Annotated in this window: 16 protein-coding genes; 6 read left to right on the forward strand and 10 right to left on the reverse strand. The window is 63.3% G+C overall.

Translation table 11 applies throughout. The features are described from left to right. Positions 1–179: 179 nt before the first annotated feature. The 4 genes from MBR110_RS23345 to MBR110_RS23360 all read right to left on the reverse strand — a co-directional run bounded on the left by MBR110_RS23345 (position 180) and on the right by MBR110_RS23360 (position 4,293). Positions 180–659: a nuclear transport factor 2 family protein gene (locus MBR110_RS23345; RefSeq protein ID WP_011881127.1), complete on the reverse strand. Its 480-nt coding sequence runs from the start codon at positions 657–659 to the stop codon at positions 180–182. Positions 660–718: 59 nt separating this feature from the next. Further along, a complete protein-coding gene (locus MBR110_RS23350) occupies positions 719–1,333 on the reverse strand; it encodes a TetR/AcrR family transcriptional regulator (protein WP_059462441.1) in 615 nt (204 codons plus the stop codon). Between the two features lie 718 nt (positions 1,334–2,051). Next, positions 2,052–3,080 (reverse strand): L-threonine 3-dehydrogenase, encoded by a 1,029-nt coding sequence (tdh, locus tag MBR110_RS23355; RefSeq protein ID WP_011881129.1) that lies wholly within the window; start codon positions 3,078–3,080, stop codon positions 2,052–2,054. Positions 3,081–3,093: 13 nt separating this feature from the next. Beyond that, positions 3,094–4,293: a glycine C-acetyltransferase gene (locus MBR110_RS23360; RefSeq protein WP_011881130.1), complete on the reverse strand. Its 1,200-nt coding sequence runs from the start codon at positions 4,291–4,293 to the stop codon at positions 3,094–3,096. 160 nt (positions 4,294–4,453) lie between these two features. Here MBR110_RS23360 and MBR110_RS23365 point away from each other — a divergent pair, with 160 nt between their 5' ends. The 3 genes from MBR110_RS23365 to MBR110_RS23375 all read left to right on the forward strand — a co-directional run bounded on the left by MBR110_RS23365 (position 4,454) and on the right by MBR110_RS23375 (position 6,684). Beyond that, positions 4,454–5,065 carry a helix-turn-helix domain-containing protein gene (locus tag MBR110_RS23365; RefSeq protein ID WP_011881131.1) on the forward strand — a complete coding sequence of 204 codons (612 nt, stop codon included), beginning with the start codon at positions 4,454–4,456 and terminating at the stop codon, positions 5,063–5,065. Positions 5,066–5,192: 127 nt separating this feature from the next. Further along, positions 5,193–5,570, forward strand: a complete 378-nt coding sequence (locus tag MBR110_RS23370) for a DUF2471 family protein (protein WP_011881132.1) — start codon at positions 5,193–5,195, stop codon at positions 5,568–5,570. 100 nt (positions 5,571–5,670) lie between these two features. Continuing rightward, positions 5,671–6,684 (forward strand): tyrosine-type recombinase/integrase, encoded by a 1,014-nt coding sequence (locus MBR110_RS23375; RefSeq protein WP_041494038.1) that lies wholly within the window; start codon positions 5,671–5,673, stop codon positions 6,682–6,684. Positions 6,685–6,824: 140 nt separating this feature from the next. Here MBR110_RS23375 and MBR110_RS23380 read toward each other — a convergent pair whose 3' ends face one another. Further along, a complete protein-coding gene (locus MBR110_RS23380) occupies positions 6,825–8,006 on the reverse strand; it encodes a DNA-binding protein (RefSeq protein ID WP_045578359.1) in 1,182 nt (393 codons plus the stop codon). A gap of 1,800 nt (positions 8,007–9,806) precedes the next feature. Here MBR110_RS23380 and MBR110_RS23385 point away from each other — a divergent pair. Next, on the forward strand, positions 9,807–11,171 hold the full coding sequence (locus tag MBR110_RS23385; RefSeq protein WP_011881135.1) for a replication initiation protein: 1,365 nt from the start codon (positions 9,807–9,809) through the stop codon (positions 11,169–11,171). Between the two features lie 95 nt (positions 11,172–11,266). Here MBR110_RS23385 and MBR110_RS23390 read toward each other — a convergent pair whose 3' ends face one another. Both MBR110_RS23390 and parA read right to left on the reverse strand, forming a co-directional pair. Further along, positions 11,267–12,328, reverse strand: coding sequence for a ParB/RepB/Spo0J family partition protein (locus MBR110_RS23390; RefSeq protein ID WP_034193767.1), 1,062 nt, complete (start codon positions 12,326–12,328; stop codon positions 11,267–11,269). Between the two features lie 23 nt (positions 12,329–12,351). Continuing rightward, on the reverse strand, positions 12,352–13,014 hold the full coding sequence (gene parA / locus MBR110_RS23395; RefSeq protein ID WP_011881137.1) for a ParA family partition ATPase: 663 nt from the start codon (positions 13,012–13,014) through the stop codon (positions 12,352–12,354). Positions 13,015–14,076: 1,062 nt separating this feature from the next. Between parA and arsC the strand changes: the two genes are divergently transcribed. After that, the gene (gene arsC, locus MBR110_RS23400) at positions 14,077–14,433 is read left to right on the forward strand and encodes an arsenate reductase (glutaredoxin) (protein WP_014724258.1); all 357 of its coding nucleotides are present in this window, start codon (positions 14,077–14,079) and stop codon (positions 14,431–14,433) included. 184 nt (positions 14,434–14,617) lie between these two features. On the opposite strand, the gene MBR110_RS23405 is transcribed toward arsC, so the two are convergent. Together MBR110_RS23405 and MBR110_RS23410 are read right to left on the reverse strand one after the other, a co-directional pair. Further along, positions 14,618–14,827: a zf-HC2 domain-containing protein gene (locus tag MBR110_RS23405; RefSeq protein ID WP_011881139.1), complete on the reverse strand. Its 210-nt coding sequence runs from the start codon at positions 14,825–14,827 to the stop codon at positions 14,618–14,620. Beyond that, positions 14,808–15,404, reverse strand: a complete 597-nt coding sequence (locus MBR110_RS23410) for an RNA polymerase factor sigma-70 (RefSeq protein WP_011881140.1) — start codon at positions 15,402–15,404, stop codon at positions 14,808–14,810. The genes MBR110_RS23405 and MBR110_RS23410 overlap by 20 nt, the downstream gene beginning before the upstream one ends. Positions 15,405–15,766: 362 nt before the next feature. Between MBR110_RS23410 and MBR110_RS23415 the strand changes: the two genes are divergently transcribed. Next, positions 15,767–16,321: an NADPH-dependent FMN reductase gene (locus MBR110_RS23415; RefSeq protein ID WP_011881141.1), complete on the forward strand. Its 555-nt coding sequence runs from the start codon at positions 15,767–15,769 to the stop codon at positions 16,319–16,321. Positions 16,322–16,377: 56 nt separating this feature from the next. Here the strand turns inward: MBR110_RS23415 and MBR110_RS23420 are convergent, their stop codons facing one another. Then, a complete protein-coding gene (locus MBR110_RS23420; protein WP_011881142.1) occupies positions 16,378–18,624 on the reverse strand; it encodes a hybrid sensor histidine kinase/response regulator in 2,247 nt (748 codons plus the stop codon). Between the last annotated feature and the right edge of the window lie 306 nt (positions 18,625–18,930).

An 18,930-nucleotide genomic window follows, 5' to 3' on the forward strand; every position in this document is an offset into this window, starting at 1 on the left:
CTTTGCGCGTCCGCGCACTCGCACCGTTGGCTGCGAAGATCGATCGGTGAGTCGCCGCGCTCGAGTCGTCACACCGTCGCGCGCTAAAGCCATGTTCTCCCGAAAACGCTCACCTCAGCGCGGCTCCCGTATTCCCTCACCGTTGAACACGAACGCCGCGCGTCTTCCTGCGTGTTGCGTTACAACCCGAGATCGGACAGCCCCGGATGATCGTCCGGGCGGCGGCCCAGCGGCCAGTGATACAGCCGGTCCGCTTCGCGAATCGGCAGATCGTTGATGCTCGCATGGCGATGCGCCATCAGTCCGTTTTCGTCGAATTCCCAGTTTTCGTTCCCGTATGAGCGGAACCAGTTGCCCGCGTCGTCATGCCATTCGTACGCGAACCGCACCGCGATGCGATTGCCGTCGAATGCCCACAGCTCCTTGATCAGACGATAGTCGAGCTCGCGCACCCATTTCCGTTGCAGCAGGCCGACGATCTCGTCGCGGCCCGTCACGAATTCGGCGCGATTGCGCCACCGGCTCTGCGGCGTGTATGCGAGCGACACGCGTTGCGGATCACGCGTGTTCCACGCATCCTCGGCGGCGCGCACTTTCTGGCGCGCCGTCTCGAGCGTGAACGGCGGTACGGGCGGACGGACTTCGGGGGAAACGGACATGGGATGCTCCTGTGGAGGGTTCAGGCTGCATGCGGTCGCGCGCAGCCGGTCGGGAAACGCTAATTCGCTGCTCGCGACACCGTGTCGAGCAACAGTTCGGCGGTTGCGCGTGCGTCACGCGCGGCGGTCGGATCACCGTTGACGAGCGCCACGCCGATCGCACCGTCGATCAGCACGAGCCACTGACGCGCGAGGCGCGCGAGCCCGCGGCGCTCGATCGCCGCTTCATCGGCATACGCGTCGAGCCGCTCGCGCACGAACGCGAGCAGCCGCGCCTTGTGCATCCGCGCGACGACTCGCACCGGATCGTCCGGGTCCGCAATCTCGCCGGACGCGTTGAGGAACGCACAACCGTGGAATTCAGGTTGCGCAAACCATTCGCGCAGCACGTCGAACATGCCGAGCAACTGCGCACGCGGCGACTTGCCGCGCGCCAGCGTCGCGTCGACGAACCAGGTCATCCAGCGCGCGTCGCGGCGCTCGAGCGCGGCCACGACCAACGCTTCCTTCGATTCGAAGTTCGAATAGAAGCTCTTGCGCGCGGCACCGGAGCGCTTCACGATCGCGTCGACGCCCGTGGCATGAATGCCGCCCGAGTAGATCAGCGCCTCGGCGGCGTCGAGCAGGCGGTCGCGCACGGGTGGTTCTGGGGTGAGGTCTTGGGGCGTGTTCATGCGTTTACGGTAGAACGATCGTTCTACCTCGTCAAGCTCGGGAGCGAGTACCCCTGCGGCTGGCAGGGCGTTGCTTCGGTCGTGGGATGAGGAGCGGATACGCGCGAGCGTATTTTTGTAGTGGTCGGTTTCCGGCTCGAGGCAGAGGCATCGCTTGCGTATCGGCATGCGATGCGACGGGGACTCTTCGACGTATATCCGGCGTGGATAGTGAACGACCGGACATCGCACTCTGCGATGCCCGAAACGCTGGCTCGTCGTGCCGAGCCTGTCGCTGGAACCGAGGGGGTTGAGCGGTGAGTGGACCGAATCGCAGCCGGCTCACCGCTCGCCGTTCGATGCGGGCCGGCGTGCCTTATGGTGAGCTCGCATACGGTCGCTCTGCTCGCGCTCGACGTGGCGTGGCGAATCGACGGCATGCCGGCGTGATGACGCGGAAAGCATGCGCCCTTCGAGCACCGCAAGTTGAATAGAGGAGTGACGCGTAAGCGCGGCGGCGCGCGAAGCGTCGCCGCCTAGCCGTGACGCATGCATCACGGCCACGGATCAACCACTCGTACATGACGCACGCGCACGGTGATTACAGCGTCATACGAGATGCCATTGCGGCTCCCGAATATCCTCACCTCAAGCGTCTGTCGGCGCGGCAGGCTTCGACAAACGCTCGAGACGAAACGGCGCGGCGGCCGTCAAACGGGCCGCTCCACGCCGCAGGCGCTCACGCGGTCCAGTCGAGAATCACCTTGCCGCTTTCACCGGACAGCATCGCGGCGAAGCCTTTCTCGTAATCGTCGACGGCAAAGCGATGCGTGACGATCGGCGACAGGTCGAGCCCACTCTGGAGCATCGCGACCATCTTGTACCAGGTCTCGAACATTTCGCGGCCGTAGATGCCCTTGATCTCGAGCCCCTTGAAGATCACCTGATTCCAGTCGATTGCCGTCTGCGCGGGCGGAATGCCGAGCAGCGCGACCTTGCCGCCGTGATTCATCGCTTCGAGCAGGCTCGTGAATGCGCTCGGCACGCCCGACATCTCGAGCCCGACATCGAAGCCTTCGGTCATGCGCAGCTCGGCCATCACGTCGCGCAGCGACTCGCGCGCGACGTTGACAGCGCGCGTCGCGCCCATCTTGCGCGCAAGCTCCAGCCGATAGTCGTTGATGTCGGTGATCACGACATTGCGCGCGCCGACATGCTTCGCGATTGCGACGGCCATGATGCCGATCGGCCCCGCGCCGGTGATCAACACGTCCTCGCCGACGAGGTTGAACGACAGCGCCGTATGCGTCGCGTTGCCGAACGGATCGAAGATCGACGCGAGATCGTCGGAGATCTCCGGCGGAATCTTGAACGCGTTGAATGCGGGAATCGCCAGATATTCGGCGAACGCGCCCTCGCGGTTCACGCCGACGCCGACGGTATTGCGGCACAGATGCCGACGCCCCGCACGACAGTTACGGCAGAAACCGCAGGTGATGTGCCCTTCGCCGGACACGCGGTCACCGATCGCGAAGCCGCGCACTTCCTGCCCCATCTCGACGATCTCGCCGACGTATTCGTGGCCGACATGCATCGGCACGGGGATCGTCTTCTGCGCCCAGTCGTCCCACTTCCAGATATGGATGTCGGTGCCGCAGATCGCCGTGCGGCGGATCTTGATCAGCACGTCGTTGTGTCCGACCTCGGGACGCTTCACGCGCGTCAACGTGAGACCCGGAGCGCGTTCGAGCTTTGCCAGTGCTTTCATGGTCGCACCTCCGTCAGACGATGCCGAGCGACTTGCCGACGCGCACGAACGCGGCCACGGTCTGGTCGATCTGTTCGGCGGTATGTGCGGCGCTCATCTGCGTGCGGATCCGTGCGCGCCCGCGCGGCACGACCGGGAACGAAAAGCCGATCACGTACACCCCTTCGGCGAGCAGCTTGTCGGCCATGTTGGTGGCGAGCTGCGCATCGCCGAGCATCACCGGGATGATCGGATGCGCGCCGGGCACGAGCGTGAAGCCTGCAGCCGTCATCTGCTCGCGGAAGCGCACGCCGTTTTCGCGGACGCGCTCGCGCAGCTTCGCGCCTTCATCGCTGCCGAGCAGTTCGAGCACCTTCAACGACGCCGCGGCAATGCTCGGCGTGAGCGTGTTCGAAAACAGGTACGGGCGCGAACGCTGGCGCAGCAGCTCGACGATCTCGCGGCGCGCGGCGACGTAGCCGCCCGATGCGCCGCCCAGCGCCTTGCCGAGTGTGCCGGTAATGATGTCGACGCGCCCGTCGACGCCGCAGTGCTCGGGCGTGCCGCGGCCATGAGCGCCGATGAAGCCGACCGCGTGCGAATCGTCGACCATCACCAGCGCGCCGTATCGGTCGGCGAGATCGCAAATGCCTTTGAGGTCGGCGATGATGCCGTCCATCGAGAACACGCCGTCGGTCGCGATCAGCTTGTGACGCGCACCGGCCGCGTCGGCTTCCTTCAGCTTGGCCTCGAGATCGGCGAGATCGTTGTTCTTGTAGCGAAAACGCTTCGCCTTGCAGAGGCGAATGCCGTCGATGATGCTTGCGTGATTCAGCTCGTCGCTGATGACGGCGTCGTTCTCGTCGAGCAACGTCTCGAACAGGCCGCCGTTCGCGTCGAAGCAGCTCGAATAGAGAATGCTGTCCTCAGTGCCGAGAAACGATGCGAGTGCGCTTTCGAGCTGCTTGTGCACGGTCTGCGTGCCGCAGATGAAACGCACCGATGCCATGCCGAAGCCGTCCTGGTCGAGGCCGTCCTTCGCGGCGGCGATCAGGCGCGGATCGTTCGCCAGACCCAGATAGTTGTTCGCGCAGAAATTGAGCACACCGGCACCGCCGGCCAGCCGCACCGCGGCAGCTTGAGGGCTCGCGATCTCGCGCTCGGTCTTGTAAAAACCGTCCGCGCGGATCTGATCGAGCGTCCCGCGCACCTGGGCGAGAAAGGCATCACGCATCGCAAAGCTCCTGACAGGGTTCGCAAGCCGTCGCACGCCACTCGTGGCGGCAGCGCGACGGGCTGCTACTGTTATAGTCGGTCGTTCGGTTGACCGCATTTATCCGATATTCCGAACTTAAATTCGGAATATCGAACAACTCTAAGCGAACGGAAAACAAATGGCAAGTTCCTCCGCGCCGCGACGCACACCCGCCGGCGCCGCACCGCAGCCGCCGGCCGCGACGCCGCCCCGCGTCGGCGAGCAGATCCAGCGCCTGCGCAACGAGCGCAAGCTGACCCTCGACGATCTGTCACGCGCGGCCGGCGTATCGAAATCGATGCTTTCCGAGATCGAGCGTGACAAGGCCAATCCGACCATCGCCGTTGCATGGCGGCTCACGAACGCGCTCGGCATTACGCTCGACGAGCTGTTCTCGCAACCCAAGGCGCCGGAGACGATCCGCGTGGACGGCCCGCACGACATCCCGACGCTCGCAGGCCACGACGGCCGCTACCAGCTGCGCGTATGGGGCCCGATCGACCTCGCCGGCAAGTTCGAGTGGTACGAGCTGACGCTACCGAGCGGCGGCGCGCTCGTATCGAACGCACACGAGCCCGGTACCCGCGAACACCTGACCGTGTTGCAGGGTGCGATGGAAATCGAAGCCGCCGCGGCCACCCGACGCCTGAAAGCCGGTGACACCGCCCGCTACCCGGCCGACACACCGCACGCGATCCGCAATCCAGGCAAGGCCGAAGCGCGCGCACTTCTGATCGTGATCCATCGCTGACGCTGCCGATAGTCGGCCAACTGGCCAGTTGCGGAAAATACTGTATGTTTGTACAGTACGAACATTCCGCCACGCATGGCCGGGGTTGGCGCACCGAGGCGCCCGTTCCGGTCGACAGGAGCCTGCGATGACAGAAGAACAAGATTTGGCCGCGCTCAGCTTCAAGGCTGCCGCGCACGACCTCGAACTGATCGTTCGGCACATAGCCGAGCGCTATATCCGCCACGGTGTACCGCTGTCGTGGCGCCTGCTGCACGCCATCGAAGCCGAGGCGCTGGCCGATCTCGGCTTTGCGAGCCGGCACGATGCCGGCATGCGGCAGCTGTTCGAAAGACCGTCGGACATGACCTTTCCCGAGACGGACGATCCGATTGACTTCGGCCGTTCCAACGCCCTGCCCGCGGTGTTCTCGTTCGCGGTGCTAGCGTACGAGGCAGCGGACAAAGCGCAGAACCATGCAGCCCGCGAGCGCGTCCACCGTCCGTCGAAGGCGTGGGGCGACTGATATTCGCCATGAGAAGCGCGGACTGCCGGCGCTCGCCCAGGCTACTGCCCGCGATGTTGCGCAAAGGGCTACCATGCACGCAACTAACGGAATAAATCAAATGTCTCTCCCCACATGCCCCGACACCCCGGCACGCCCTGAGGAAAAGGACTTGTTCGACCGCGGCGCATCCGACTGGATCGTCTCGCCCGACACCGCATTCGACGCGTGGCTTGCCATGCAGGAATACCGCCGCTCATCGGCCGACGTCTATCGCGCACAATGGGGGGCCTTTCTGGCCTGGCTGCGCGCCAATCAGAAAAACCTCGCCACCGTCGATACCGCGTCGATTGCAAATTTCGTCGGCGAACTACCGATCCGAAAAACGCAGCGCATGCGCTATTTGCGGTTGATCGAACGCGTGCTCGATCACATCCGGCAAACCGAACTGGCCTCGACCAACCCGGCCCGCTTCATCGCTCAGGATGGCGAAGCGACGTGGCGCCACGCGCGCGACAACGAGCCGACCGGTTTCCTGACGCCAGCCGAACGCGCGAAGTTGCTGGCCTACCTGTTTTCGCCCATCGGCGTGTCGGGCTCCGCGTACTGGAAGGAACGTCGCGACCGCGCGCTCGTCGCTGCGTTTCTCGGCGCCGGCGTGAAAACCGGCGAAGCACGGGTTCTTACTATTAGTTGCATAAACACGAGTGGGACATCGCTGCACATCCCGTCGACGCATCCGGATTTCGCACGTGAAACCCACCTCGCGTCATTTGCGATCGCGCTGCTCGAAGCCTGGCTCGTCGAGCGCAAGCACCAAAACATCGCCGGCGATCTCGTGTTCCCCGCATCACACGCCGGGCGACCGATGCACAAGGCGACGATGTTGCGTGCGATCGACGCGATCGTGGAATCAGCGGGCCTCGCATCGTCGCGCACTGCGCGCGCGAGTCCGCAGACGCTCCGCAACACGTATGCCGCGGAGCTGTTCGAGCACGATGTACCGCCGGAACGTGTCGGCAAATGGCTCGGCTTCGTGCGGCCCATTTCATCGAACCGGCTGCACCGTGCGTGGAAGAACTGGCGAGAGGAACTCCTCAACGGTGATGAGGCGGATCGGGACGAAACTCACTGAAGGGCGGCCGGCTGCTCACGGAAGTGATCCGTGAGCAGCCTTGATCCACTGGGCCTCACCGTTACACAGCTCCCGAATAATCTCACCTTGATGATCCCGAATTACCTCACCTTGCGCGACGGCTGTGCGGCTTCGCGGTGTCAGTCGCGTGCAAACCGCGTAGCGGCTTCGAAACGGGATGGCCAGAATCCCGATGCATGGTCGCATTCGGGGCACGACACTTCGAACCCGTTGTCGCCATGCGACAACTCCGGCTCGCCATCGCAACGCGGGCACCGGCTCGGTACAGGCACCTCGTGATCCAGCGACGTCCCAATTGCGGAAAACGCGTCGGCGTCCAGTTGACCCGCATCAGCCAGACGCCGCATCAGCGCCGAAATCTCGGGGCTCATCCCGCGGCTCGCGCGTAACGTGTTCGCGTCACGCGTTGCGCGCTCGAGCTCGTCGCTCTGGCTGCGTAACTGTTCCTCGAGGCGATCGGCGCGCGCCTTCGCCGCGCTCAGCTGCTGGAGGAAATCGAACTCCTTGCGCTGCACATCGCGCAAGCCGCTCTGATAGGTCGACGCCATGCTGCGTAGCGAGTCCAGCTCCACCAGCATCGGTTTGACCCGGCGTTCGGCTTCGGCTACCGCATCCTTGATTTGCTGCGCGTAATGCTCGGTGCGTTGCTGCAACTCGGCTTGCAGCGCGTCGATTCGGTCGCGCAGCGCAGCGTTTTGCGTCTGCTCGGCATCGACTCGGCCCGTCGTCGCGGCCAGTTCTTTTTCGAGCCGTGCGATGGTGGCGAGGAGCGTGGCTTCGTTCGCCGAGCCGTGCGTCGACTGCGACGCCAGCTGTACTTCCAGTTCGGTCAGGCGCGCCTGCAACTGATCGTTGCGGTTTTCGCTGCGTGCCAGTGCGGCTTCTAGCGTCTCCTGGCGGACGGCGGCGTCGCGTAACCTTTGTTCCGCGTCGACCATGCTCGAGCGGATCTGCTCGCGATCGCCATCGAGACTCTCCTTCGCTGCCTTCAGCGCCTCGTCATAGAGCGCTGAGAGCAAAGCCCCGGCTTTCTCTTCGACTGCTTTGGGAATCGCTGCGCCGTCGAGCTTGATCTTCGACGCGGCGCGAATCCGTTCCCAGAAATGGTCGATGTCCTTCGGGATGTCGCTCGCGCTGCCGGTTTGCGTCAGGTCGCGAACGTTCGCGGCCGACGGCCGAATACCAAGATCGAAGAACAAGCGCTTGCACGCGTGTAGCGAGAGTTCCTGGCGCCGTGCACCGCTTGCGCGCAGCGATTCCAGCTCTCGTCGGATAGCTTCACGTATTTCATCCAGCGTCATGATGGAGTTCGTCGGTGTTCGATGTTGCGATCATAACGAAATACGTGTTCTTTGATACCTTATTTGGTTGGCCGTAGCGAATTTACGTCAATTTGTATGGCAGGCGTGGCTGTGCGTCGTTTTCGTTGATAGAGAGCGTACATATCGTGAAACAAAGCGAAGATTGACCGCCAAGTCCTTGTTTCATCGGGATATATCGGAAGCCATCCAAAACACCGATATGTTTCACATGCTGGCGCATCCGGGCTACGGTCGGTGTTCGGCGAGTAGCGTCTCTGTGGAAAACTCGGTGAGCTGAGTCTTGAGAGTATTAGAAGTAAACACCCTTGAACCCTTAGTTAAAAACGTTAACGCCACCGCAGATCCTTATGCAGCAAGGCTTTCGAGGCGACAAGGTGAAGTTTTACGGGAGCCAAGGTGATCTTCTGCGGGAGCTGAAGTGATGGGGTTCGGGGAGCTGCGTGAGCCGATGCGGGAAAGGTCGTGAGCGGATTCGGGATCACAGTAAAACATTAAATTTGGCCAAGGTGAGGCTTTTCGGGAGCTCGCATCCCCAGAACCCTCATGGCGCCTGCATACACAGTTGTCTGCCTGTGCAGCGATGGGTGAGAACTTGCGGGTTCCGTTTCCCGCCCTGTTTTTGCCCATCTTTTAGGCAATTCCGACAAAAGGTGAGGTTTCACGGGACGTCACAGGTTTTTACTGTGAGGTTTTTCGGGAGTCTACGGTGTTTTTGCACAGAAAAAGTGCGCTCGAGCGCCTGTGGCCGGGGAAAGGTGAGTCTTTTCGGGAGCGAAGTGCGGGGTTTCCGGGCGGGATTCCGTTGAGGTGAGGTTTTTCGGGGGACGAGTCACAGGCCGGAGGAGCACTTCAAAGGTGAGCCTTTTCAGGAGTGTCAGTTGCACAAAAAGGCATCAGAGGTGAGCTTTTTCGGGACCCAGGAGGGTCTTGATTCGCCGGAAAGCCCACGGGAGGCGGCGAAAATCGGTTTTTTGCTGTGCCTCTTTTTGGCAAAGGTGAGATTTTTCGGGAGCGGCCATCGGGGCACCGTGCCGATTCATAGGTGCTACAGGTGAGGTTTTGCGGGAGGGTGTGTCGCCGAACTTGTGAGCCAGAGGATCTCGTAAGTACCGGGCGCGATTGACATTTTTGATACTGCGACGGTTACGGTGAGGTTTTTCGGGAGTGACGTTGGTGGCAGTTCCGACGTCGAATTCGTCGAAAAGGTGAGCGTTTTCGGGAGGAGCGAATACCTGAGCCTAGATGTGTCGGGGATGCCCCGGCTCCTCGCGCACAGTCTGTGGAGTCCATAAGGTGAGCGTTTTCGGGAACATCCGGTTTCCAGGCGCTGTACAATGCGCGCCCGCGGTTGCGAAACGATCTCGGCAGGCTTGTGGGAGCGGTCCTCGGCTGGTATCGCCGTTACGTCGGACGGACTTCGCGGGTGCGGTTTGCGTCGCTGTACATGCATACAGGATCCACAGAAGCATCCGCTGACGTCCCGGTGAGGCACGGGTCCCGCTGAGTCGTAAAATTACGACAAATCGAAAGGTGAGCCGATACGGGAGCAAGTTGCGCACGTGTCCGGCACAGGCGAAAATCTGTGAAGTTAGCGCATCCCGCGACACATCTGGATTGGCCCGAAACGCCGTAAATCCGGACTGGTGAGGGTTTTCGGGAGTCGGTTGGGGTGAGTGCGGCGTGACACGTCCGCATCACCGCGTATGGTGAGCATGTCGTTCTGGACGCACATCACCACAGGCGCTATCCTTCCGTGAAACTTCTCCTCCGACCCGACGCATGGCCACGAAGCGCGCCAAGAAAACCGATGTGGATGTGGTGAGTGCCAGTTCAGCCGAATTGCGGAAGGCCGTCGAGGCGATCGCGATTCAGCCGAAGAGCGGCAAGATCACCCTCCTGACCCGCAAGCTGTTCAATGTGCTGCTCGCCGTCGCGCAGCAGGCCGACGACTCGGGCGATACCTATCGCGCGCTGTTGTCGGACATCGTCGCCAATTCCGCCTTCGACTCGAACGACACCGCTCTGGTGAAGGAACACCTGCGTCGCATGGTGTCGGTCCAGGTCGAGTGGAGCACCGGCACGTCGAGCCAGAAGCCCGGCCGCAAGTGGGGGATCTCGACGCTGATCGCCGATGCGGAAATCCTCGAGGATCCGTCGACGCGCCGCGTATGGGTCGAGTTCTCGTTCGCGCCGAAGATCAAGAAGAAGCTGCTGGATCCGGTGCAGTACGCGCGTCTGAGCCTGCAGTTTCAGAGCCAGTTGCGCAGCAGCGCCGGCCTGGCGCTGTATGAAATCTGCGTACGCTATCTGACGAACCCGAGCCACCTGACGATGCGCGAGCCGTGGGAGTGGTGGCGCCCGATCCTGTCCGGCACGCCGGACACGGAAGCCGGCGACGAGGCGAAGCGCGAGTACAAATATTTCAAGCGCGACTATCTGCGTCCGGCGATCGCCGAAGTCAATGCGGTCACCAACATCTTCGTCGAGCTGATCGAGCATCGCGAAGGCCGGCGAGTTGCCGAGATCCAGTTCCGTGTGACCGAGCGCAAGCAGCCGATGCTCGCGCTCGACGAGCATCCGAACGTGTTCGACAGCACGCTGGTCGACCGTATGGTGAAGCTCGGCATCCCGCTCAAGGAAGCGCAGACGCTCTACGCCGACAGCGAGGAAAACCGGATTCGCGCGGCGCTGCAGATGACCGAGCAGCGGATGCGCAGCACGACGCTGCCGCCGGTGCGCAGTGCGCCGGCCTTGTTCAAGGACGCGTTGAAGAAGGGGTATGCGCCGCCGGTCGAGTCGGTCGACACGCTACCGGCCGGCACGCCGTCCATGAAGGCCGTTAGTGCGCAGCCCGACGATCTGAAGGCCCGCCTGCTGAGCGAATTCGCCGCGTTCCGCCGCAAGGAAGCGAAGGTGCTGTACGAGGAGCAGGGCGACGCGGAGCGCGAAGTGGCGCGTGAGTCGTTCGAGGCGGAAGTGTTGCCGACGATGGGCTCGCACCTGCGTGACGACTGGCGCAAGCGCGGCCTCGATTCCAAGCTGGCCGAGACGGCGTTTTTCGACTGGCTGGCCCAGAAGACCTGGGGCGAGCCGACGGACGGCGACCTGCTGTCCTTTACCCTGAATCAATCGCGGGCCGCCTGAGGCCCGCCTGCAGCGTCTCCGACTGACCGTGGCCGGCGGCCTCATGTCCAGCGGCGAGCGGGCCGCGCGACTCGAGGCCCTGCCGGCCGGCTCGGTCAATCCGACAACAGCATCCGCTCGAGTTGCTCGAGGATAGCGTCGCGCTTCTCCTTCGGCAGGCCGCGCAGGCGCAGTTCGATGCGGTCGTCGCCGTACGATTTGAGGTCGCCCACCGATTTGCCGCCGAGCTTGATCTCTAAGCGCTGCGCATAGCGCTGGCGGCCCGCCGGCTTCGGCGTTTCCTGCGCCGCGACGCGACCTTTGACGATGTCCGATACCTGACGCGTGCTGAGATCGTCGGACACGATCTTGTTGATCAGCCGTAGCGTCGCCTCGGTGCCGCGTGCATTGTGATAGCGGCCGACCTGATACGCCATGTTCGAGCCGAAGCGATCCGGACGCGCGACCATTTCCTGCATGACCGACTCCGGCAGTTTGCCGATCGACAGCGCAACCGCGACCGTCGATTCATCGAGGCCGAGATGTTCGGACAGTTCCTTCTGGCTCTGGAAATGTTTGTCGTCGAGGAAGCGTCGCCACACGACGGCATTGTCGAACACCGTCTGCGAATCGCGCTGCACGTTCAGATCGTAGCCGAGCTTGTAGCTCTGGATCCCGATAGGCACGTCGATCACGATCGCCTTGACCGATTCCTTGTTCGCTTCCTTCAGCGCGCGCACGCGGCGGCCGCCGTCGCTGACGAAATACGAGCCCGGATTGTCGTAGTCGGGAATCACGTGAATCGCCTGCTGCTGACCCTGCTTCGCGAGGTTCACTGCGAGTTCGGCGATCGACGACTTCAAATAGAAATGTCGCGGGTTGAACGGACTATGTTTGATTGCCTTCAGCGGCAGTTCGATCACTTGGCCCGGCGCATAGCGGTGCTCGAGGCGCCACGCCCGATATTGCGGCGACTCGTCGGTGGACGCGTCGAGCAGGAACTCGGGAGCCGCAGCCTGCGGCGTCTCTTTTCGAGCGGATTTCGTTGCAGCCGGCGTAGCCGTCTCGGACTTGACGATACCGTCGATGGCATTCAGTCGATCAAGCGCCGTGCGCTTCTCACTCGTCGTGATGTCCGGGCGCGCCTGGAAGCCCTTTGCAAATTGGGAGGGTTTCATGTGAATCCTTTATGCGCATAAAGTCAGGGCAGCATGGCGACGATTTCGTCGGCGCATGCGCGGATTTCCGCGGCGGCCAGCCGCGCGCCGCGATCGTTCATCTGCAGCACGGTCTGGCCAAGCGCCATCGCCTGCTTGTATGCCTCGCGGGTGGGGATTTGCGTCTTCAACAGCGGGAAGCCGAGTTCCTCGAGAGCCCGCTTGAGTTCGCGGGTCAGCATGCGCTTCTCTTCCGTCTTGTTGAGCAGGAACACTGCGCGCAGGTCTTCGTTCATCACCTGCGCCTGCTGGATCAGCTTGACGAGCCCGACGCTCGACCAATAGTCGGCAGGCGACGACGACGTCGGAATCACGGCGATGGAGGCCGCGAGGAGCACGACACCGGAAACCTTTTCCGTGATCGACGGAGGGCAGTCGACGACGATGATGTCGTAATCGTTGATGAACTTCTTGATCTCGCGATGGATCTGGCCGCCGGCTTCTGCAAGATTGACGACGGGGAACGGGATGCCTGCGTCGCTGTCGCCGGAGGCACTCGACCAGTGAACCAGGGTGTTTTGACCGTCTGCGTCGATGACGAGAACCCGCTTGCCCTTTTCATGGAATGCCGCGCCGAGATGCATGGCAATCGTGCTCTTCCCGACACCGCCTTTTTGTTGAGTGACTGCAATGATTTCCGCGGCCAATTTTCACTCCTGTTTTTGGTCGTTGGAATTCTACCGCACGATATTTATATTTCAATGAAATTGTGGTTCCGAAGATGCGGGTTAGCCATTTGGCAGGTAGGTTTATGCGCATAAACGGCTGAGGCGACGGGCGGGTAGCCAAGAACGGAGGTTTGGGTCAACGATTCACGCGAATCGTGGGGTCGCCGGAGCGCATTTGGGAGGCGGGTTTATGCGCATAAACGGGCCGGGGCGACGGATGGGTCGCCAAGGAGGATGTTCGCGCGCCAGCGATGCGAGCGAATGCTGCAGGTGCTGCGGGGTAGCGTGTTGCTGCCCGAATGGAGGGGGGCCGATTGCCGCCATCGGTACGGTGTTTCCGTAACTGCCAGGTTGCGTCCGGCGCCGCGCGCGAATGCGTGGGTTTGTGCGCATAAACTTCCGCGGCTCCTGGCGACGGCCGACGACGCGCCTTCGGCTCGAAGTAGGCAATGCCCTGGCAAGTCGTTGGGCCGCCCACGGCGGCGGCAGCGGAACGACGACGGCAATGTTTTGGATCGCTCTCACGGCTCGCCAAACCGCATACGCTTCCGGGCGTTTATGCGCATAAACCGGCGAGCGTGCTTGCCGTTAGCGGTCGTTTCCCGGCGCGATATATAAATCGGCCGTCGCGTACGGCACTCCGGTCGCCGGGAGGACACGCTAGGCGGTTGCGCGTCACCCAATGGCTTGGATGACGTATCCGGCGAAGCGCCACACCTCGGCGTAGGGGCGCTCGATGCGCATAAGGCCGGCGTACGGCGCGCTGGCGCGTCATCGTTGGCACTCGCGCAATCATCGAGGCTCGTAGCAATTGCGCGCAACGTTCGCCACATTGGTCGCAACGACTAGGTGAGACACCCGCGGACAGCGCCCCCGCTTTCCGCTTTATGCGCATAAACCCATCGCACAAGCGCCCCCATCTCTCCAGGCAGACGTCTCGCCACGCGAAACGTGGCCTCCCATCCCCTACAGCCTGCCTGAAGCGCTTGCACCGAGACTAGCTACAATACGCCCCTCCCTCTCCCGCAGCCCTTCTGAACGATGATCACGATCTACCACAACCCACGCTGCTCAAAATCCCGCGAAACGCTCGCGCTCGTCGAGTCGTTGAATGCCGCTGGCATGCCACTGAACGTCATCGAATATCTGAAAACGCCGCCTACGGTCGAAGAACTGGAAGCCCTGCATCGCCAGCTCGGCTGCGCCGTGCGCGACATGCTCCGCGACGGCGAGGAGCCGTACAAGACGTTGGACCTGGGTCGCGCAAACCTGACGGACGCGGAGGCTTATGAAGCCATCGCCGCGCATCCGGTGTTGCTGCAGCGGCCGATCGTCGTATATGGAGGCAAGGCCGCCATTGGTCGTCCGCCCGAGTTGGTGCGCGCGCTTTTCGAATAATTTCTATAACGCATATTTGACATATCACATCAACCAGGCGCATAGACACCCGGTTGATGTGCAGCATGCACCGACTCCACCTGCTGGGGCACGGCACGGCCGCGACGCCTTCAACAACGGCGGCCACAACAGCCCCAAACCCACCGCCACGTGCGCTTGTCGACAAAAACGACGACACGGCCCGTCACCCTTCTCCGCCACCCGGCGCGCCGCCCTCGCCCCCCGCCGCCGCACGCGCGGCCACCCGCAGCACCGCGATCTGCCCGCGATAGGCCCTGCATCCGCTGCAGCCCGGCAGATGCATGCGCACGCGCATACGCTCATGAAGCGTCAACGGACGGTCGAGCGCATCCGACAGCAGGCGCGTCACGTCCTTACATTTCCCCGGCAGCATCTTCGGTCGTCAGTCCTTTTTCGCTGAGGCACGTGCGCAGGCGCGTGCGCGCCCGATACAGCAGCACGCTGCAATGATTGGCGGTCAATGTGAGTTCGCTGCAGATGTCGTCGATCTCGACATCGAGGAATTCACGCATCATGAATACGCGGCCGATGTTTTCCGGCAGATGGTCGAGACACGCCTGGAACAGCGTCCAGAACTGCCGTTGCTGCAGCAGTGTCTCGGGGCGAGGCCATGGCCGCGGCTTCGTATGCGCGGCCCAGTGTCCGTTGTCCTGGAACAACTCGCGATCGAGCACGGATTCGCCGTCGAGCTCCGCATCGAGCGCGGTGAGGCTCACCGTCCGCTGCCGCGCGCGCAGGATGTCGACCAGCTTGTTGCGCAGGATCCCGAACACCCAGGTCTTGTGCGCGGACCGTCCCGCAAAGTCACCCGCATGCGACCATGCGGCGGCCAGCGCCTCCTGCACGGCATCCTCGGACGCATCGGCGTCGCGCAGTTGCAGCCGCGCGAAGCGCAACAGGTCGCGCCGCAGTTGGGCGAGATAAACGGGATCGTCGTACGTGGACGGCATGGCGGCGGGTCGAAAGTCTCTCGTACCGATTGCATCCGGCCGGCCCGGCGCATCGCGGTGCCAGCAGCTTACTGGGCGCGGCACCGCGCGGCAATCTTCCGTCGCGCACTCGTGATCCGTCTCGGCCCACTACGCTATGCTTGCCCTAACCCGCGCAGCGTGCCGCGCATTCGGGCGGCGAGCGGTGGGTAACATCAGACCTTAACGCCGAAGTTATCCACAATTTCTGTGGAAAACCTTGTGGAAAGCCGGCCGCCCGGCCCCGTGGGATGGCTCACGGGCTGGCTTGCCTATAAACAGACCTTTGTCGCCTGCTCGGAAGCAATCGAGCGGATTTCCCTACCCATCGGAAGGAGAAAGCCATGTCTCATCGCATTGCGGTCGTCGTCGGCAGTCTGCGTCGCGGTTCGTGGAATCGCGCACTGGCGCACGCCGTGATTTCGCTCGCGCCCGCCGATTTCTCGTTCGAGTTCGTCGAGATCGGCGAGTTGCCGCTCTATAGTCAGGATTACGACGCGGATTTTCCGGAAGTCGCGAAGCGTTTCAAACAGTCGATCGAAGCGGCCGACGCGCTGCTGTTCGTCACGCCCGAATACAACCGCTCGATTCCCGGCGTGCTGAAGAACGCGCTCGACTGGGGCTCGCGCCCGTGGGGGCACAACTCGTGGTCGGGCAAGCCGGGCGCGGTGCTCGGCACGTCGCCGGGCGCGGTCGGCACGGCGCTCGCGCAGCAGCACCTGCGCAACGTGCTCGCGTATCTCGACGTGAAGATGCTCACGCAACCGGAAATGTTCATCAAGCACGATCCGTCCCGTATCGACGACGAAGGCCGCATCGTCAGTGACGACACGCGTACGTTCCTGCAAGGCTTCGTCGACCGCTACGCCGATTGGGTGCGCACGCTCAAGGCCGCCTGACCGCATTGCCCGTCCCGCGAGCGGCGCCCATGCGCGGCTCGCTCCTCGCGCGCAGGTCAGCGGCCGTCGTGCCGCGCATCGTCGCGCGCTTCGCGAATGCCCAGCAGAATCTCGTCGAGCAGCGCAATGTCGAACGGCTTCGACAGTACGCGTACATTGACGGTGCGCGTGCGGTCGAGCTCCTCGGCGTAACCGGTCACCAGGATCACGGGCAGCTTGTCCGGGCGTTTGCCGACCGCCTCGGCGAGGTCGATGCCGTTCAGGCGGCCCGGCATGTGGATATCCGAAATCACCAGATCGAATGCGTCGTTCGCGGCGACGCCCTCGATCAGGCGCAACGCGTCGTCGGCGGTGGGTGCATAGGTCACGCGATGTCCGAGCAGCGTGAGCAGGGCCTCGGTGCCGGCCGCGACCTCGCCATTGTCTTCCACCAGCAGCACGTGCAGGCCCGTGAGCGCGCCGCCGTCGTGTACCGCGGCCGGCGGCCGCACGACGATGTCCTCGGCGCGCGCACGCGGAAGATAGAGACGCACCGACGTGCCGGCGCCGACCGCGCTGTCGATCGTCGCGAGGCCGCCGGAGCGCTCGCAGAACGCGAATACCTGCGGCAGCCCGAGGCCGGTGCCCATTCCCTGCCCCTTCGTCGTGAACAGCGGCTCGAACGCGCGCGCCAGCACGTCGGGCGCCATGCCGATGCCCGTATCGTCGAGCGAGATCTGCACGAAGTCGCCGGTCAGCGGAAAGCCGTCCTCGCGGCGCAGCGTCACGTTGCGTGCGCCGACCGTGAAGCGGCCGCCAGCCGGCATCGCGTCGCGCGCGTTGACGGCGAGGTTGATGACGGCAAGCTCGAGCTCCGCGACGTCGATGCGCACGGGCCACACGCCCGGCTCGATCGCGACGACCAGCGACGACTTCGAGCCGAGCGACGTCTTCAGCAGTTCACGGCACGTGCCGAGCCACTGGCCGACGTCGATCGTCTCGTTGTGCAGCGGCTGCTTGCGCGCGACGCCGAGCAGCTGGCGCGTGAGCGACTGGCCGTTCTTCAACGCGCGCTCGATTGCGGCGAGTTCCTTGTCGAGCTGCGCGACGCCGCGCCGCCGCACGATCTGCACGTTGCTCGAGATGATCATCAACAGGTTGTTGAAGTCGTGCGCGACGCTGCCGACCAGGTTGCCGAGCGCCTGCATCTTGCGCGACTGCCGGTACGCCGATTCGATCGAGCGCCGCATCGACGCCTCGGCCTGCCAGCGGTCCCACGCCTGCTCTTCGGCCTTCAGGCGCTTCAGCGACAGCCAGATCACCCACCACAGCGCGATCGACGGCGCGAACATCGAGATGAACAGCACGCTCAGATGCTCGTACCACTCGTGCCAGATCGCCGAGGTCCGATACGCGCAGGTGACGTACACCGGATAGCTGCCGACCTGCCGGTACGCGACGATCTCGCTGCCGGCGTCGTCGTGCCCGACCCGCACGACGCCCGCGCGCGGATCGTTGTGCGGGTTGCCGAAGGTGGCCGTGCGATCGGTGTGCGCGAGCGACGGCGGCGGCGGATACGAGGCGATCACGGCGCCGTCGGAACGCGCGAGCGCCATCGTCATCGGGGTGGCCGAGCCGCCGAGCAGGTTGCGGTAGAACGCATTGAAATACGACGACTTCAGCGCGATCGACACCATGCCGGCGAACGAGCCGTCGCTGTGTCGGCGTGCGACGCCCGTGTTGAACACGGGGATGTTCTCGAGCTTGAGCGGGCCCATCATCAGCCGCGAGATGTGTTCGATGACCTTGCCGTCGCGGATGCCGACGAAATCGTCGCGGTTCGCGATCGACGCGTACGGCGCCGGATAGTAGAGACTGTTCGCGAGCAGCATGCCGCTCGCGCCGAAGATCGACACGGCCGCCACCTGCGGATAGCCGCCGCCGATCGTGTTCAACGCCTCGTGGATGTCGGATTCCTGGCGGCGCACGGTCGCGTCGTCCATGTCCTGCACGAGATCGACGATGCGCGCATCGAGCGTCTCGGTCAGATCGAACACTTTAAGCGCATGTTCTTCCGCCACGCGCACGGTGCGCATCGTCACGTCGCTCGCTGCCGCTTCGCGCGCCTTCAGGTCGTTGTACGCCATCACCGACACGTAAATGCACGGCAGCACGATCGCCGCCACCAGCAGCACGATCAGCGTCACGCGCCGGACCGCAAAATCGTGCTCGGGCGCGCCGGACGCGTAGGCGCCGTCGTCCTGCCAGTCGTCGGCGGGTGTGGCGGCGGGAGGGCGGGAATCGGCGGGACGTTCGGACGTCATTGAACAGGGCGACGAGGCTGGAGTGCCCCATCATAAACGAGTTGTGCACGCCCACCGTCTCGCCCGGACGCACCCGCAAACCTGTCGAATCCGACAGGGCTGCATTGAAAGAATGAAAACGCTATGAATCCGGCAGCGCAAACGTACACAAGGAAAAATTTTGCGTGCTTATCTCGAAAATGATCGAGCCTGTTTCGACAACGCGCGGAGATCGGACCGATTCTGTTCGAAATGGTGAAAATGGCGAGTTGCACCGCCTCCGGTTTACTCCGAGAATCGCCCCTTGCTTTCCCTATGACAGATACA

It is taken from the genome of Burkholderia sp. MBR-1, from assembly GCF_013822785.1.
In the GTDB taxonomy this organism is placed as follows: Bacteria; Pseudomonadota; Gammaproteobacteria; order Burkholderiales; family Burkholderiaceae; genus Burkholderia; species Burkholderia vietnamiensis.

Excerpts from the sequence above, each read along its gene's own strand:
- MBR110_RS23345 (WP_011881127.1), bottom strand. The coding sequence starts at position 659 with ATGTCCGTTTCCCCCGAAGTCCGTCCGCCCGTACCGCCGTTCACGCTC.
- MBR110_RS23350 (WP_059462441.1), bottom strand. The coding sequence starts at position 1,333 with ATGAACACGCCCCAAGACCTCACCCCAGAACCACCCGTGCGCGACCGC.
- tdh (WP_011881129.1), bottom strand. The coding sequence starts at position 3,080 with ATGAAAGCACTGGCAAAGCTCGAACGCGCTCCGGGTCTCACGTTGACG.
- MBR110_RS23360 (WP_011881130.1), bottom strand. The coding sequence starts at position 4,293 with ATGCGTGATGCCTTTCTCGCCCAGGTGCGCGGGACGCTCGATCAGATC.
- MBR110_RS23365 (WP_011881131.1), top strand. The coding sequence starts at position 4,454 with ATGGCAAGTTCCTCCGCGCCGCGACGCACACCCGCCGGCGCCGCACCG.
- MBR110_RS23370 (WP_011881132.1), top strand. The coding sequence starts at position 5,193 with ATGACAGAAGAACAAGATTTGGCCGCGCTCAGCTTCAAGGCTGCCGCG.
- MBR110_RS23375 (WP_041494038.1), top strand. The coding sequence starts at position 5,671 with ATGTCTCTCCCCACATGCCCCGACACCCCGGCACGCCCTGAGGAAAAG.
- MBR110_RS23380 (WP_045578359.1), bottom strand. The coding sequence starts at position 8,006 with ATGACGCTGGATGAAATACGTGAAGCTATCCGACGAGAGCTGGAATCG.
- MBR110_RS23385 (WP_011881135.1), top strand. The coding sequence starts at position 9,807 with ATGGCCACGAAGCGCGCCAAGAAAACCGATGTGGATGTGGTGAGTGCC.
- MBR110_RS23390 (WP_034193767.1), bottom strand. The coding sequence starts at position 12,328 with ATGAAACCCTCCCAATTTGCAAAGGGCTTCCAGGCGCGCCCGGACATC.
- arsC (WP_014724258.1), top strand. The coding sequence starts at position 14,077 with ATGATCACGATCTACCACAACCCACGCTGCTCAAAATCCCGCGAAACG.
- MBR110_RS23405 (WP_011881139.1), bottom strand. The coding sequence starts at position 14,827 with ATGCTGCCGGGGAAATGTAAGGACGTGACGCGCCTGCTGTCGGATGCG.
- MBR110_RS23410 (WP_011881140.1), bottom strand. The coding sequence starts at position 15,404 with ATGCCGTCCACGTACGACGATCCCGTTTATCTCGCCCAACTGCGGCGC.
- MBR110_RS23415 (WP_011881141.1), top strand. The coding sequence starts at position 15,767 with ATGTCTCATCGCATTGCGGTCGTCGTCGGCAGTCTGCGTCGCGGTTCG.
- MBR110_RS23420 (WP_011881142.1), bottom strand. The coding sequence starts at position 18,624 with ATGACGTCCGAACGTCCCGCCGATTCCCGCCCTCCCGCCGCCACACCC.